Source organism: Bombilactobacillus mellis, assembly GCF_000967245.1.
In the GTDB taxonomy this organism is placed as follows: Bacteria; Bacillota; Bacilli; order Lactobacillales; family Lactobacillaceae; genus Bombilactobacillus; species Bombilactobacillus mellis.
The window spans coordinates 44,011-60,197 of the sequence record NZ_KQ033877.1 but is presented as its reverse complement, the minus strand read 5'-3'; the positions used below and the strand labels follow the sequence as shown (position 1 = coordinate 60,197).

The 16,187-nt window shown below is 35.7% G+C and carries 15 protein-coding genes and 1 tRNA gene; 2 read left to right on the top strand and 14 right to left on the bottom strand.

Going from position 1 to position 16,187, the window contains the following annotated elements; translation table 11 throughout:
* Positions 1-11: 11 nt before the first annotated feature.
* The gene (locus JG29_RS00270) at positions 12-509 is read left to right on the top strand and encodes a macro domain-containing protein (protein ID WP_045921980.1); all 498 of its coding nucleotides are present in this window, start codon (positions 12-14) and stop codon (positions 507-509) included.
* Here the strand turns inward: JG29_RS00270 and JG29_RS00265 are convergent.
* From JG29_RS00265 to yycF, 12 genes are all read right to left on the bottom strand, one after another.
* Complete coding sequence (locus JG29_RS00265) at positions 485-1,243, bottom strand: YibE/F family protein (protein WP_045921979.1); 759 nt, start codon at positions 1,241-1,243, stop codon at positions 485-487. The genes JG29_RS00270 and JG29_RS00265 overlap by 25 nt on opposite strands.
* The gene (locus tag JG29_RS00260) at positions 1,231-2,328 is read right to left on the bottom strand and encodes a YibE/F family protein (protein WP_045921978.1); all 1,098 of its coding nucleotides are present in this window, start codon (positions 2,326-2,328) and stop codon (positions 1,231-1,233) included. Before JG29_RS00260 ends, JG29_RS00265 begins: the two co-directional genes overlap by 13 nt.
* A gap of 112 nt (positions 2,329-2,440) precedes the next feature.
* Positions 2,441-3,739 carry a hypothetical protein gene (locus JG29_RS00255; RefSeq protein ID WP_045921977.1) on the bottom strand — a complete coding sequence of 433 codons (1,299 nt, stop codon included), beginning with the start codon at positions 3,737-3,739 and terminating at the stop codon, positions 2,441-2,443.
* Positions 3,732-5,873 carry a peptidase domain-containing ABC transporter gene (locus JG29_RS00250; protein WP_045921976.1) on the bottom strand — a complete coding sequence of 714 codons (2,142 nt, stop codon included), beginning with the start codon at positions 5,871-5,873 and terminating at the stop codon, positions 3,732-3,734. The genes JG29_RS00255 and JG29_RS00250 overlap by 8 nt, the downstream gene beginning before the upstream one ends.
* Before the next feature lie 241 nt (positions 5,874-6,114).
* Positions 6,115-6,717 carry an aggregation-promoting factor gene (gene apf, locus JG29_RS00245; RefSeq protein WP_045921975.1) on the bottom strand — a complete coding sequence of 201 codons (603 nt, stop codon included), beginning with the start codon at positions 6,715-6,717 and terminating at the stop codon, positions 6,115-6,117.
* Positions 6,718-6,869: 152 nt separating this feature from the next.
* The gene (gene rlmH, locus JG29_RS00240) at positions 6,870-7,349 is read right to left on the bottom strand and encodes a 23S rRNA (pseudouridine(1915)-N(3))-methyltransferase RlmH (RefSeq protein WP_045921974.1); all 480 of its coding nucleotides are present in this window, start codon (positions 7,347-7,349) and stop codon (positions 6,870-6,872) included.
* Positions 7,350-7,661: 312 nt separating this feature from the next.
* Positions 7,662-8,909, bottom strand: coding sequence for a S1C family serine protease (locus JG29_RS00235; RefSeq protein ID WP_052696253.1), 1,248 nt, complete (start codon positions 8,907-8,909; stop codon positions 7,662-7,664).
* Between the two features lie 115 nt (positions 8,910-9,024).
* The gene (locus JG29_RS00230) at positions 9,025-9,813 is read right to left on the bottom strand and encodes an MBL fold metallo-hydrolase (protein ID WP_045922665.1); all 789 of its coding nucleotides are present in this window, start codon (positions 9,811-9,813) and stop codon (positions 9,025-9,027) included.
* A gap of 4 nt (positions 9,814-9,817) precedes the next feature.
* Complete coding sequence (locus tag JG29_RS00225) at positions 9,818-10,639, bottom strand: two-component system regulatory protein YycI (RefSeq protein ID WP_045921972.1); 822 nt, start codon at positions 10,637-10,639, stop codon at positions 9,818-9,820.
* Positions 10,640-10,650: 11 nt separating this feature from the next.
* The gene (gene yycH, locus JG29_RS00220) at positions 10,651-11,958 is read right to left on the bottom strand and encodes a two-component system activity regulator YycH (protein WP_045921971.1); all 1,308 of its coding nucleotides are present in this window, start codon (positions 11,956-11,958) and stop codon (positions 10,651-10,653) included.
* Complete coding sequence (gene walK, locus JG29_RS00215) at positions 11,945-13,825, bottom strand: cell wall metabolism sensor histidine kinase WalK (protein WP_045921970.1); 1,881 nt, start codon at positions 13,823-13,825, stop codon at positions 11,945-11,947. Before walK ends, yycH begins: the two co-directional genes overlap by 14 nt.
* Before the next feature lie 32 nt (positions 13,826-13,857).
* Complete coding sequence (yycF, locus tag JG29_RS00210) at positions 13,858-14,568, bottom strand: response regulator YycF (protein WP_045921969.1); 711 nt, start codon at positions 14,566-14,568, stop codon at positions 13,858-13,860.
* A 111-nt stretch (positions 14,569-14,679) separates the two neighbouring features.
* On the opposite strand from yycF, the gene JG29_RS00205 reads away from it, so the two are divergent.
* Positions 14,680-14,752, top strand: a tRNA-Lys gene (locus JG29_RS00205).
* 503 nt (positions 14,753-15,255) lie between these two features.
* On the opposite strand, the gene JG29_RS00200 is transcribed toward JG29_RS00205, so the two are convergent.
* A complete protein-coding gene (locus JG29_RS00200; RefSeq protein WP_045921968.1) occupies positions 15,256-15,645 on the bottom strand; it encodes a type II toxin-antitoxin system HicB family antitoxin in 390 nt (129 codons plus the stop codon).
* A 27-nt stretch (positions 15,646-15,672) separates the two neighbouring features.
* Positions 15,673-15,864 (bottom strand): type II toxin-antitoxin system HicA family toxin, encoded by a 192-nt coding sequence (locus JG29_RS00195; protein WP_045921967.1) that lies wholly within the window; start codon positions 15,862-15,864, stop codon positions 15,673-15,675.
* Positions 15,865-16,187 lie beyond the last annotated feature (323 nt).

The following is a 16,187-nucleotide window of genomic DNA, read 5'->3' as shown; positions in this document are numbered from 1 at the left end:
GAGGTATTTCTATGGCTCATTTACAGATTATTCAAGGCGATATTACTACAATGAAGGCTGATGCAATTGTCAATGCTGCTAATACTGCTTTAGCAGGTGGCGGTGGAGTTGATGGTGCCATTCATAAGGCAGCCGGAAAAAAGCAATTAGATGCTGCTTGTGCGCAACTACACGGCTGTCCTACAGGTGAAGCTAAAGTAACTCCAGCCTTTAATTTAGATGCGCAAATTATTATTCATACTCCCGGGCCTATCTGGCAGGGTGGTCAACATCATGAAGCTCAGCTGCTTGCTAATAGTTATGCTAATAGCCTTCAACAAGCTTTAAATTATCACTGTCAAACCATTTTATTTCCTTCTATCAGTACAGGAGTCTACGGTTATCCCTTAAAACTGGCCGCGCCCATTGCTATTAAAAGCATCCGTGACTTTCCGGCTAATTTACAAGTTAGTATGGTTTGTTACAACTTACCCACCTATCAGGTTTATTTATCGGCAGCTAATTTATGATGCTGATAATACCAGAGAATATAACAATTAGTTATTAAAACTACTGCGATTACCCCTAGAATACCCAATAGTAATCCGACAATGGCTGTTACTAGAATACCATTATTAAAAATAGTAACTAAAGAGTAATGTAATTGAATGAGCCACAAGCCTAAAGTTAAATAACTGCCAAAAAAGCCGAATAATAAAGTATTCAGTGCGGTGGCAATATTCTTACGTCCAATTTCCAAACCCGCCTGCCATAAATTATGAACCGAAATCTGTGGCTGGTAAGCAATAATTTCCCAAATTCCTGAACTAACGGCAATACTCGCTTCAGCTACAGCTCCCAAAGAACTTAATAGAATTACTACCATTTGAATTTGTGGAAAGGAAACTCCTACCGACAGAACGAATTGTTCAATTTCTTCAGTATCTTCTAATGAGAATCCCTGACTAGCTGTACAAGGAACTAGAAGAAGGACTAACAAAAATAAACCTATTAAAACTAATAATGTACTGACCAGAGCGCTTTGTCGTACTTGGGGATTTTGAGTTTGAGGATAAATAGCTAAAAAAACTAAGAGTATCGCAAATATAATCCCCACTATTAACGGATTAAATTCATCAGCAATCAGCATTATTAAAGTCAATAACAACAAAAAACTACCGGACAAACTACTAAAAATAATTACTCCGCGCTTACCAGCTACCATAACTAAAGCGATAAATAAAACTAGAGTCAAATACCACATTGTCTTTTACCTCGCAGCCAGTAAGCTGCTAAAAAGGCAGTTAAAGGAACTGCCAAAACAATGCCTAGAGCGCTAATAACTGTTTGAGTATAGCCCAAAGTCATAGTTCGTGAGAGAGCAAATTGCAAAGTATTACCATTACGTAAATACAAAACAATAATAGGTAATAATTCTGCCAAAAATAAATAAAATAAAATATTAATCAACGGACCGATAATTTCGCGGCCTACGTTCATCCCTGAACTTAGTAACTGTTTATAAGTAATTTGCGGCTGTTCTTTTAATAATTGATAAACTGTAGCTGTAATATCTGTGGTTTCATCCATACAAGCTCCCAAAACACCCAGCAAGGTTTCTGCTAAAAAAATGGTTTGAAAGGGTTGAATCCCATAATCTAAAGTTTCATAGTGTATACCTTGACTCTGCGTTGTTATTAACACAACTGTACTTAAACCAACAGCTAAAAAAGTACTGATCAAAGTAGCTACACTGGCAATTAAAGTTTGGCGTGAATAGCCAAATACAAGCGTCAAAGTTAAGGGAGTCGCCAGCCAAGTAAAAATTATTACTAAAAATAAAATATGTTGATTATGCAATTTAGTAGCTAATTGTAATAATAAGATAAACAAGAGACAATTTAAACTGGCACTCAGCCAAGCTCGGGCTCCGTGTTCTTTAAACAGCCCTAATAAACAGCCGAGAACAATCCCAAACAAGATTAAAAGAATGGTATCTCTTTTGGGGCTTATCAAAGTTAAATTCTGTAATTTGCGAGTATTACTTAAAATAACCAGGTCATGAGTGTGATAGCAAACTGAAGTAGCTTGGGATTGATAATACTTATTCTTTATTGTGCACTGGTGTCGTCGTAATTTTCCGGTTAAAAGCGATAATTGTAATTTTTGAGTTACCAAAACATCCTGATTGTGATATTCACTTTGTACTGTCTGACGTTTAATAACACTGGCATTTTCTACCACGGCCACATTTTGATGGAGATATGGCTTTTGCGTTAGAAAGACTATTAATAGCCAAACCAGCACTCCGCCACACAGCCAGAGAAGTCTTTTTTTAGTTCGGATCAAATTTTTCACTCCATTAACTAAAGTAACCCTCATTATAACTCAAAAGTTCTGCTATAAAAATTCTGCTTTTTCTTTAAAAATAACGCCATTATACTCTTGCTTAGAGGTAAAACTACTTTGTCTGTTTTGACCATTGAGACCAGACACTAGGCTGTTCAATAATAACAGAACCATGACCTTGAATCTGCGAACGTAACTGCCGGCGCTGGGCTGTTGAAGCCCACACTTGAGCTGTTAAGTGCGTTTTCGATTTCTGAATTACTTTGCCTCTTAAAAGCTGATGTGACAAAGTAATCACTACCGCTTGGCCGCTTTTCACCGTCTGGGTTGGTCCCTGGGTTAATTTGGCTTGGATAGTGAGTGGGCCTTTTAAAGCCAAAGGTTCAATCTGAGCTAAAGTTAGGCGCGGCTTTGTCGGTTGTGTTTTCGTGATCCAAAGATGCACTATTCCTGAAACCGGTGCTTTATAAGCAGCCAAATCTTGCTTTTGTTTTATAGCTTGGATTTGCTGCTGCTGCCAAGTCTGCTGCTGGTTAATTTTTTCTTGCAATGCTGTAGCAAACTTCAATTGTTCGGTTTGTAAATCTTCCATATTTTGTTGATTGGTATCGGAATTATATTGTCCATAAGCAAATTGTTGCTGTTGGACCTTTACTTCTTGTACATTATTTTTTAATTGTCCAATTTGTAGTTCTAAAAGCCCTAAAGTATTTTGACGCAGTTGCTTACGGGCAGCTGCACTTATCACGACAGCTAATTGCTGTTGATAAAACTGTGCCACAGGCATCTTTTCCTTTTGTTTGATAAAAGGGGTTTTCTGCAGCTCTTTTTCCAGAGTTTGTGTTTTTTGTAATTGTTGCTGATAGAAATTTTGGCTGGCAGCTAATTTTTGTTCTATTTGCTTTTGAGTTTGATCACTGATCAGATGAGCAAAATCATTTTGTAATTGATAGGCCTGACGGCGAAAGTTATACGCCTGATAAAAACCTTGCGCCTCTTTATCACTATTTTGAGAATCAGTCAATAAATTTTGCTGCTGTTCAATACTGCTTGACCAAGTTTTTATGGTATCCGTTTTTTGCTGCAAAAAGTCTGCACCCTGTTGCAATTGTTGTAACCGTTGTCGTTGCACAGCGGGGCGATAAACTACCAAGGTTTGCCCTTTTTTAACTACCGTTTTATCTTGTAAATAATTATGAACAACACGATCTTGGGCAGAAAGGCGGACTTCAGTGACTGGCTGTGAAATTCTCAGTTTCCCACTAATAGGTTGTGCAACTTCTCGCGGGCGCAATAGCCAAAATAGTATTACTCCTAAAATCAATAAGAGCAAAGGAATAATAATTAATTTGGTGAATTTTTGAAGATACTGCTGATAAAATTCACTGTGTTCTTCAACTTTATTATTCATAATTTTTACCCCGAGCTGCTTTAAAAAGCCGATAATATTCACCTTGTTGTTTTATTAGTTCTCTTTGGGTACCCAACTCTTTAATGCTGCCGGCCTGTAAAACAGCAATCTTATTAATTTTGCGCGCCAACTCCAAATTTGGCGTCATTACAATAACAGTTTGCTGTGAATGTAAAAAGTATTGCCAAATTCGGTTCTGAGTTAACGTATCTAAAGCATTAAAAGCGGAATCCAAAATCACTATCGGTCGTGCTGCTAAGATAGTCTGTGCCAAAATCAACTGTTGTTTTTGACCACCAGATAAAAGAGAAGCGTTAGCATCAATCACCGTTTGATATTTTTGCGGTAAATTTTCAATAGTCTCTGTTAAATTAACAATTTGACAAGCAGTTCTAATTTCTTCTGGACTAAAATGCCCAGTACTTCCTAATTGTAAATTTTCTGCCAGCGTTCCCGTAAAAAATCGTGGTACTTGGGTTACATAGCTAATCTGCTGCTGTAATACTTGGGGATTTACTTCGGCTAAATTATGTCCATCAAGTTGCACTTGTCCTGTCGTCGGCATCTCTAGTCCTGCCAACAAACGGGCCAAAGTGGATTTTCCACTTCCGCTGCGACCCACAATTGCTATTTTAGTTTGCGGTGGAAGCTCTAGATTTAAATTTTTGATAAGGTCTGATTGTTGATCATAATGAAAACTAACGTCTTGACAGGTTAATTCTCCGCGCAACTTTAATGTTGTAGCTGCAGGATTAGTAATAGATTGGCTTTGTTGCCAAGTTTTTATTTGCGGCCATATTTTTTGCCAACGCATAGTTGATTGCTGCAATTTGATTAGCATTTGCATAAGAGCCAAAAAATAAAATAATAAAATCGTAAAAGCAACCAGTTGACCGATAGTTAGCAGGTTTTTCCATACTAAAAACGAACCTAGCAACAGCGTTATCCCACTCAGAATTAAAGAAGCTGCTAGTTGTAAAGCCTGTTGTTTTTGCTGTTGGTATTTTAAACCTAAGCGATCACGCATCCAAGTGGTAAAATCATGATCAAATTTTTGATAACGTTGTTGTGCAATTCCCAGAGCGGCAATCGTTTCTAATTGGGTTACATTTTCATGCAGATCGGTATTCCACACAACTTTTTGATCAAATTGCTGCGCTTGCCAAACGAGTAAGTGGTGATTTAACCACCAGCTGAGCAAAACGGTTATTGGCAAAATTAGTAAAGCTGCTACGAACAACCAACTGTTTTGAATGGCTAAAATAATTCCTAGTAAAATAACCATGCCGCCATCTAACAAGAGGTTAAAAACGGACTTTAAACCCGTAGTCACCCCTTCATTAAGCAGTAATACTATTTGCTGCCAATTATGATCAGACACCATCTTGGGAGAAATATTTAATAATTTCTGTACTAATCCTAAAATCAGATCTAAAGTCCAATGTTGATCTAAGATTTCTAAAAATAAATGTCGTAAAAAATGAAATACCGCTTGAAACAAATAAGCAACCATTAGTCCGATGATCGTTATAACGGTGGTATTTAACAGTTTCTGAGGCCAATATGTATCAATTAATTGCTCCGCCGCTAGAGCTGTCAAAACACTAATAGCTATTTCCAGCAAAGCAGCAATCACTAAACTTGCAGTCAGTAGTTTATGTCTTGTAATCAGAGAAATAACTAACTGCCGAAAAGATGTAGTCAGTGGAGGATTTGATGGTGCTATTAATAAGACGTTGCCTGTCCATTCACGATAAAATTGTTTATAGGATAAACGTGTAATTCCTATTTGGGGGTCTGGATCAGCTACTAGCAGATATTTCTTTTTGGCCCGCAAAATAACATAATAATAATCTACATTATTACCCTTAACCACGTGAGCTATCCAAGGATAAACTAAAGTAGGCTGATCTAGCATGTGCCAATCAGCTTGGGCTATCTGTGCTTTTAACCCTAAATGTTGTGCTGTTTTTTGGAGGCGTTCCAGAGAAGATTTTTGAGGATGTTTTTGCAGTTCTGCTTGCAAATCTTGCACGGAAACAGATTGATGAAAACTTCTCAAAACCATCAATAAAGCAGCTAAACCGACATCATGGGTTTGTAATTTGGAAACATAAATTTTTCGCAATCTCATATTTTTTCCCACAAATCTTAATTAATTAAATTTTTATCAAGTATCAATGCCATAAAACAGAACTCATTATAGCAAATTCGTTTTAACTTATCTCAATTTTACTATAATACAAAAAAATAACTCTGTCAGTGGTAACTGACAGAGTTATAAAATTTTTATGAGACAAAAGCTAAGATTAATTAGAATATAAATATATTACCCGATAAAAGCGAAGAAAATTAGTCTCAATATTTATTTATTTTTAGTACCAGCCATGAGTCATCCAAAATTGTTGAGCAGCTTCCCAAGAACCATAACGTGAAGCAACATAATTATTAGCTACTCTTTCTTGGTTGGCCGGTGAATAATCGCCATTTAAATAAGATACATCCAATTGATATTTACCATAGTAACGGCCATTTTGAGCAGAATAAGAACCACCAGATTCGCGACTAGCAATCCAATCCCGCGCACTAGAATAACCTGCACTTGCAGAATTATAATTATTATAATCATTTTGTACTGATTGTGATGGCTGTGCTTGGTAAGAATTGTTGGTGACCGCTTGTTGCACACTAGGAGCTGACGGTGTTGACTGTACCTGATCGCTAGTAGCAACTGAAACTTGACCATCATCTTTGATGAGCAGTTTTTGTCCGACATAAATCATATTAATATTTTCAATATTATTATCAGCAGCCACTTGATTAACTAAACTTAAATCATTTTTTAACTGCATAGAAATTCCTGATAAGGTGTCTCCTGGTTTAACGGTATAAATGCTATCGGCTTTTGCAGCATTAGCAACTCCAAAACAAGAAGCTACACCTAAAGCTGTTGCAATTGCAACTTGTTTAAATTTCATATAAATAATTACTCTCCTTTAATTTAAAAAACACGAAATAAACAGAAACAATATCGTTCACCAACAGAGGCTATACTAACAAATGAATGTTACGAAAGTGTTTCAATCAAATAATAAATTCCTGATAATATTACAATTCGGTTACAGAACTATCATTTATGGTAGGGATTACCTGCATTAATCATAAACGCCCGATAAATCTGTTCGGTCAAAACTAGCCGCATTAATTGATGCGGCATTGTCAGCCGGCCAAAAGAAATTGATTGATTAGAACGCTGTAAAACCTGTGAACTGAGGCCTAATGAGCCTCCAATCACAAAAGTAATTTTGCTATGACCATACGTTAATAAGTCAGCTAACTGGGCTGCAAATTCTTCTGAAGAATATTCTTTACCTAAAATTTCTAAAGTGAAAACATATTCATCTGTTTGAATTTTTTGTAATATTCGCTGCCCCTCAATTTGTTTAACTTTTTCTTTTTGAGCGTTGCTGAGATTTTCGGGAGCTTTTTCATCTTTTACAGCTACGATTTCGACGTGACAATAAGGCCGTAAGCGCTGGACGTAGTCCTGAATTCCTTGTTGAAAAAATTTTTTTCTGATTTTACCTACAGCAACAATCTTAAATTTCATATTTTCTCCTTTTATTTATCCACCGCTAAATTTTGTTCGATTTTTTAATAAAACCCTATTGTATTAGGATTAATAACACTTCTCTAATAATGATTTTGCACTTATCCACAAGTTTTCCCCAAGATAGTGGATAATTCTTCCCAAAACTAAAATCCAGTTATCAACTTTTTAAACAACTTTTTCCACTGCCTTGTGGATAATTTTTTCCGGAAATTTTATTAAATACTAAATTTCCCCATAGGAAAAACGATTAATAATTAATTACTAAAAAAAAACGTAAAGCCGCGGCCTTACGTTTTTTTAGTCAAGTATTTAATCAGTTTTAGTTAATTTAACATTAATGGTCTGTTCCTTACCGTCACGATAAAATTGTAATTTGATATTATCCCCGACATTGTGACTGTAAAGCTGAGTATGCAAATCAGCAACATTTTTAACTTTTTTATTATCTAAAGCTACAATTACGTCGTACTTCCGTAATCCTGATTGTCGTGCTACTGAATTCGCATTGACAGAACCAACTAAAACTCCCTCATTAACATTCTCCGGTAATTTTAAGACGGTTCGCTGTTGCTTACTCGAAACTTGATCTAAATCAATTACCTTAATTCCTAATTGCGGCCGTTGAATTTTACCATTTTGAACTAATTGATTAATAATCTTGACAACTTCATTACTAGGAATAGCAAAACCCATGCCTTCCACGGACGTACCATCAGTACTAGAAGCTAATTTCATCGAATTAATTCCAATGACTTGACCGGCAGCATTAACCAATGGCCCTCCAGAATTTCCTGGATTAATTGCAGTATCCGTTTGTAAAACTGTAGCCTGACCGGTTACTTGACCAGTCTGTTCATCAGTAGTGTCAATCGTCCGATTTTTAGCTGAAATAATTCCTGCCGTAACTGAAGTAGCATACTTGCTGCCTAAAGGTGATCCAATTGCAATTACCGACTCACCCGGAGTCACTGCATCAGAGTTTCCAAAGGCGGCCACATCATGAATTTTATTAGCTGCCACCGACAAAACTGCCAAATCAGTAAGAGAATCTGTACCTACTTTTTTAGCCGCTATTTTACTGCCATCACTCAAAATGACCTCTAATTTTTCGGATCCGGCTACAACATGATTATTAGTAACAATATAAGCATTGCCGTTTTGCTTACTATAAATTAGTCCAGAACCTTCGCTAGATTCTTGTAATTTATTATTCTTATCTGATCTATTAGAATTATCATCACCATTACCGTAAATACTACCAAATAAGGCTCCTAGACTATCATCATCTTGCTGCTGACGTTGATAATTAATAACAGAAACCACCGAGCCCTTGACTTTTTTAAAAGCTGTCGTCATCTGATTATTGGATTTGACTGTCACATTGCTTACCTGCGTTGTGCCTGCTTTTCCATTAACCGGAGCAGTATTTGTCGAAGTATTAGAGTTAGCCAAACCGCCCCAATGACTAAATCCCCAAAATCCTAATCCTACTCCAATAAAGGCTGAAATCAAAGCAACCAAGGCTATTTTCCATAGTCCTGTATTATTACTCTTCAAAATTAACACACCCTTCTATTATTGCTGATTCTAAAACTAGACTTGAATAATATCTGTATCTTACTCCATTTCGTTTATATTGTAGCTAATAAATTTGAAAATTGCATGAATAATATTAAATTGTTATCAAAGGTGTGGCTTTTTGCGGATCCGTATCGTGTAGATAAAAGTCGTGATCTACACCTAAATCATTTTGCGTCAAAGTTGTAGCTACCGTTTGATGAGCTAATTTTTTTAAATTATTTTCAGGACTAAGATGACCTAAAAAAACTTGCTTTGTCCGATTACCAATAATATCACATAGAGCCTGAGCTCCATCTATATTGGATAAATGACCTTCATCACTAATAATTCTTTGCTTTAAAGACCAAGGATAACGCCCCTGCCGTAACATTTGTAAATCATGATTACACTCCATTAAGATTCCGTCAGCATTACGGATAATATATTTCATTTTTTCAGAGACATACCCTGTATCAGTTAGATCAACAAAGGATTTTCCTCCATAATGCACGTTATAAAACTGTGGATCGGCTGCATCATGCGACACACTAAAACTCTCAATATCAACTCCCCCCAGATTCATAGTTGTATTGGCAGCAAAGTCATGACATTGTGCGGGAGCAATTTCTCCAATTTTGGGGGCCATGGCTTGCCACGTTTTATGATTAGCATAGATATCCAAACCGTAGCGTCTCGCTAATATTCCTACTCCCCGGACATGATCACTGTGTTCGTGAGTTACTAAAAGTGCATTAATTTGCGTAATATCTTGTCCAATGCTTGCTAATAAATTCTTGATTTTCTTACCCGATAAACCCGCATCAATTAAAATTTGCTGTTGGGGCGTTTTTACTAAAAGACAATTTCCCTGACTACTACTAGCCAGAATACTTACTTGCATTTGATTATTCACTCACTTTCACCTGCTGATTCGGATCGTCCTTCATAACCGCTCCGCTAAAAGCATTAACTTTACTAATTTGTAAGTCTTTACTACCCTTTGTAGTAAATCCTACATACCACATAGGAATATAAATTGTACTTCCTTTTACTTTCAAGAGGCGTCCATAAGCTAACTTGCTCCAGCGAATTTGAGAATTGCTGGGAATATCATTATTTGTATAAAGACTATCAACGGCATGCCGCTCACTAATTGTCGCTTGTTTTTCACGTAACACACTGATTCCATCAATATAACGCTGCTGATAGCCCAACAAACGATTATCTTCAATTTGAAAAGTAATCCGCCCGTCAAATTCATAGAATTGGCCAATCTTTCTTTTTTCAATATAAACAATATTATTAGGTGTAGATAAATTAGGCGCATATTGATATTGCTGTCCGTGTAAGACATTATGCTCTTTAGTTATAAAACGATTTAAAGTTTGCTGCGGTGTTTGTGCAGCAATTAAAATGGGAGAATCTAAAATACTATTGAGTTGATTTTTTTCTTCATTATAGCTGACACTTTGATTACGCAGTTTACCTTGTTCATTACGTAAAAGATGGCTGTCTTTACTAGCTAAATAATATCCTTGGCTTGTACGTTTATCTAATTTTTTGGAAAGTGAAATATTATCCTTATCCATTTCTTTAGTTAAACTAATATGTCCCGAGTTATTAGTCATCACCACGGAATTACGACTTTTCATATAGGAAGTAAACAGGAAAACATCTAAAGCTACAAAAATTACTAGAAAAATCATTTCAATTTTTTTAAAGTCCATGATTACCTCCTCTAATTAATCCAGTCAGCATAAGTTTTCCATTGATTATTCATCTTCACATAATAAGCAGGAGTTAAATCTACAATTTCCCGATTTTGACTATCATCACTCCATTTATAGCCAATAGTAATTTTTTGAATGTCATGAATATTATAACCGTTGTCCTTGAGACCCGTGATAATATCACTGGTGGCAGGTAAACGAATGCTTTTTTGTTCTGCAGGTACAGGAACTTGTAAAATTTTTTTGGAGAAGAGCAGATTTTGGCCATTATGAGAAAATTCAACTTTGACCGTACCATTTTTACTTTGTTGAAAAATAGGAAAACCCTCAACGTAATTTCGAAAAATTAAGTTTTGATTTTTGCGGTCATAATTATATAAATAGGTTCCATTTAACGGATTTCCAATTTTGACCAAAGCCCGATAGGATTCATTTAAGATGTCCGGAACATTATCAGGAATATCGGTTTTGGAATAATCCACAAAATTAACTAAATCATTACGACTATCAACATCTAACAGGCGATACATCCCATTTCGGTAAATAATACGATCATTAATTTTATGAGTGGTAATATCTGAACCCTGTTTCGAATTTAATAAATTAGAAATATAATTATTATTACTTTGCTTAGTTATTAAATAACTAACCGGTTTTAAGGTAATAGGTTTTAAAAATAGTAAATGAACTGCATGATCATGCACTTGAGTATCCACCAATGCGGAAAAATTATTATCTTGCACCAATTTATGAATACGACGGTAATTTAAATGCCGTTGCCGGACTTTATAAATAGCAAAATTATGGTCACTGAGAAAATATAACTGTTGCTGCTGACCTTGCAAAATAAGAACAATCCGATCTATATCAGCATCCGGATTTTGTTGTAGTCTTTTTTGAGAAATCAGATGCGCAATAGTATTTATTGTTAAAGTCGTCGGATACACCAATTGAAGGGAATTTTTTTGATGCAGTAATTTTTGATAGCGGACACTATCATTGACCGCAATTTGTCGCGGGCGACTTAAACGCGCTTGCTTAATTTGCTGGAAGATCTCCCGCACTGTGCTGTATTTATAATTATAAATCAAACGTTGACTGTGAGTGTCATTAATAATGATCTTAGTTGGCGAAAAAATCTCATTCATCGATTTCGTAGTTACTACAGAGCGGCGGTTAACTGTTTGAATGGTGCCAACCTGAACTCCCTGTTGATATTTGGCATTATTGGTCCAGATCAGCCAAGATAAAATCAAACTAATAATGATGGCGATGATTAAGAAGACCCGTAAAAAAATACCACTAATACGCTTCATCCCAATCACCTCCAACTTCTTTGGCATCATAAGGCAAAGAAATATAAAAAGTCGAGCCCCGATTTTCCATACTATTTACCCACACATGACCACCTTGAGCTTCAATCACTTCTTTAGAAATGGACAATCCCAAACCGGTGCCTCCCTGTTTGCGGGAGCGGGCCTTATCAACACGGTAAAAGCGATCAAACACCTTTTTTAAGTCTTTGCGAGGAATACCCAAGCCTTGATCTGTAATACTAAGAATAATATAACGCTGCGTATCATTGAGCCGACAAGTGATCGTGCCGCCGTTAGGTGAATATTTAATTGCATTATTCATAATATTATCAATGGCCTGCGTCATTTTATCCGGATCAATTTCTACCCATAAATCTTTTTGGGTAAAAACGCGCTTAATAGAATATTTTTTAAACGGTTTTCCGGCAGCTTGTGCCTTATCTTGATCATTTTTAATTAACATATCAAAACGATCCAAAATAAAATTGAAAAATTCATTAAAGTTAACTAACTCCACATTAATTTTGGCAGTTCCCTGATCAAAACGCGACAAATCCAAGAGCGAATTAACCATACGAATCATCCGTTCAGTCTCTTCTTGAATAACTTTTAAAAAACGGGGTGCCAGCTGAGAATCCTGCCAAGCACCGTCATTGAGCGTTTCCACATAACTGCGCAAACTAGTTAGAGGCGTCCGTAATTCATGGGAAACATTAGAAACGAACAGGCGCCGATCATTATCAATCTTGCGCTGTTCTGTAACATCATGTAAAACACAGACAAGCCCGGTAACAAAACCGGTGTTGCGTTTAATTAAAGAAAAATCTGCCTGTAAAATTAAATTATCGCCTTCACTATCAGCAGCTGGTTCAATAATACGTTCATCTTGATTGGATAAAAGATCATCAAAACTAGTAGTGGAATTAATACCTAATAAATCAACTAATTGTTCACTAAATGCAGTTTTTTGATCAACATTTAAAAAAGCCTGGGCGGCTTCATTAATAATAGTTATATTACCATGGCGGTCAGTAGCCACTACTCCATCAGTCATTTGACTTAAAACGCTATCGAGACGATTCCTTTCAGCATCTGAATTTTCCTGCTCTTCTTCCACACGTACTGATAAGTTATTCACTGCTACGGCTAATTGTCCTAATTCATCTTCACTATACACACGGACTTGCCCTGAATAATCACCATTAGCCATCCGAATAGCTTGTTTACGCATTTCTGCAATTGGGCGTGTGATAGCCCGGGCTACTACAATAGAAATTAAAGCTCCTAATAAGCCAGCAACTAATGAAGCAACAAAGAAAATAAAGACAATATTATTAATATTTTTATAGACTTGATCCATGTTAGCTCGGACATACACTGCCCCCACTACTGTATTATTATCACCATTAGAACTAACTAAAGGCGTAATAGAGACATAATAACTGCCGTCACGATCATTATGGGAGATTTGAGTTGTTTTGCGTCCGGAATAGATTACATCTTTAATTTGGGTATTGGTCGTTCTTTGACCGACACTATTTTGACTATTATTATTATTTTTCAAAGCAACGATCTTACCCTGACTATTCACAATTTCGATATCAGAATTTTGAATATTACTAATATCATTAATTGTAGTTTGAACACTGCGTCGGGTTTTAGCTGAAGAACTAGATAAATTACTAGCTAAAGAAGTCGTTACATATGATGGTAATTGTACTTGAGCTTCAAAGCTTTCAATATTCTGTTGCTCTAGACTATGAACAAAATAAGCCCCAATAATTTCAATTGTTACTAATAAAAGTAAAATAAAAATAGCAGCTACTTTAAATTGAATTGAGCTAAAAAATTTAATTTTATTATTCACACATTTGTCCCCAAAATCCTATTTGTTCTTTGTTAATTTTCACCCTTATCCGATTTGAGATAATAGCCTACTCCTCGACGTGTAATTAAATATTCCGGTTTGCTAGGATCAGTTTCAATTTTTTCCCGCAGACGTCTTACTGTTACATCCACTGTCCGCACATCTCCAAAATAATCATAACCCCAAACCGTCTGGAGCAGATTTTCCCGTGTCATAACTTGTCCTAAGTGCTGGGCCAAATAATAGAGTAATTCAAACTCACGATGAGTTAACTCGATTTCTTTATTATTCTTTGTAACCGTATAGGCCTCAGGTAAGATTTTGAGGTCTCCGACTTCAATATTAGAATTAGTTTCGGTATTATTATTGTCTACGTTTACTTTTTGCCGCCGTAAATTTGCTTTAACACGTGCTACTAATTCTCGATTAGAAAAAGGTTTCGTGACATAGTCATCGGCACCCATTTCTAGTCCTAAAACTTTATCTAATTCGGAATCTTTAGCTGTTAGCATGATAATTGGTGTATCTTTAGTTTTTCTAACTTGGCGAGCAACTTCCAGGCCGTCGATTTTAGGTAACATTAAATCTAAGATAATTAAATCTGGAGTTTCTTCTTGTACCTGTTCTAATGCGGCTTCACCATCGAAAGCAATTGCAGTTTCGTAGCCTTCTTTTTCAAGATTATATTTAATAATATCTGTAATCGGTTTTTCATCATCGACAATCAAAATCTTGTTTGCCATTCGTTTTAGCTACCTCCTTGCTATAGTTTCAGTATACTATCTTCTAGAAAATTGGGAAAATAAAGTTGCCACTTTTTTAAAATTATGCTATTATATTTCGTGTACTTCATTGGGTGGTTAGCTCAGCTGGCAGAGCAACGGACTCTTAATCCGTGGGTCCAGGGTTCGATCCCCTGACCACCCACTAACTAATAAATAAAAGCTGATATATAACAGTACAGTGTTATATATCAGCTTTTTATTTTGACGCTCCATAATAAGATATAAGTAATTAGGTTTTCTGGTAATCAAAAGTTAAAAACTTAACGGACAAAACTAAACCTTTATTGAGAAGTGTTTTTTCAATTAATAACGTTTTCTTAAAGACTCTGATATTTCCGATTATTTTTCTCTTTTGAGAAACTCCAAAATTTCTATATTGTATTGACTTTTTAATTCACAAGTTCAAATAATAAGCTCCTAAAAAATTAGTAATTAATTAAATATGTCCTTCAACAAATTACAATCAGCATGGCTGTAAGCGTCAGGATTCTACACTTTGTGTAGAGCTTTTTTGTCTAAATAGGATAACTAAAATATATAATTTAGGTGATATTAGTACTTGAATCCCTTTTTAGGAAATCATAAGTAAATTAAAACCAGAGTACCTATGCCAAACAAAAAAGCACTCTAAAGAGTGTCTTTAAATTATTGAATTCCAAGCTCTGCCTTAAGAGCTTTGGTAGTTAATTGGGAAACGTTAATATTTTGTTCTTTGGCCATCACTGATAAATATTCTGGAACTGTAATAGTTTTTTTAATAGTTTTTGAGTTCTTATGAAGCCACTTGTCCAGATCGACAGTTATATAAACTAATCTATCATTGGATTTTAAATCCCAACTCCTAGGGTCTTGAACTTCAGGATAACTAGCTTGACCATCTAACATGGTAGCAATCGCATCTTCGGCCCAATATGCAGCATCGGAAAAAGTATCACCTTGTGTTACCATTCCGGGAATATTGGGAGAGGTTGCTACATAGTAATGCCCGTCATCATGATATTCGGAAATAATTACAGGATAGATTAAATTTCTCATTTGTCATTTGGATATGCCAAACAATACTTATTTCAGCCCCGCTTGTTTTCTAATTGCCATTTCTGTGCCCTTTTTAATTTCTTTGGAATGGAAAGGAATTTCAGTGGTTCGTCCATCAGGATGCTGATATCTTCGATGACCACCCCTACCTTTACCTTTTTGGAGTACAAAACCAGCTTGTAAAAGTTCCATTTCCATTTGTTTAGGACGTATTGGCATATCCCTACTCCTTTCTATATGTATATTATACATACTTAAACTGTAAAAGTAAATATATTATACATATATTAGAGCTTTTTATCTATCGAATTTCAATGCACACGATAGTCTTTTTTACAAACTTCATAACATTATTACTATCAACTGTTAATGAGCTGCTGATAATCTTACCATCTCTTTTGGATGCTGCTATGAATTATTTCAAACGGTGACAATCAGAACAAAGAAAAAATTATTCACGCTAGACTTTAATACAGCTAGCAAGGAGCAATTAATGTTTGTAACCAGAAGTAATATATCTAAATCATTAAATACTCCTGCAC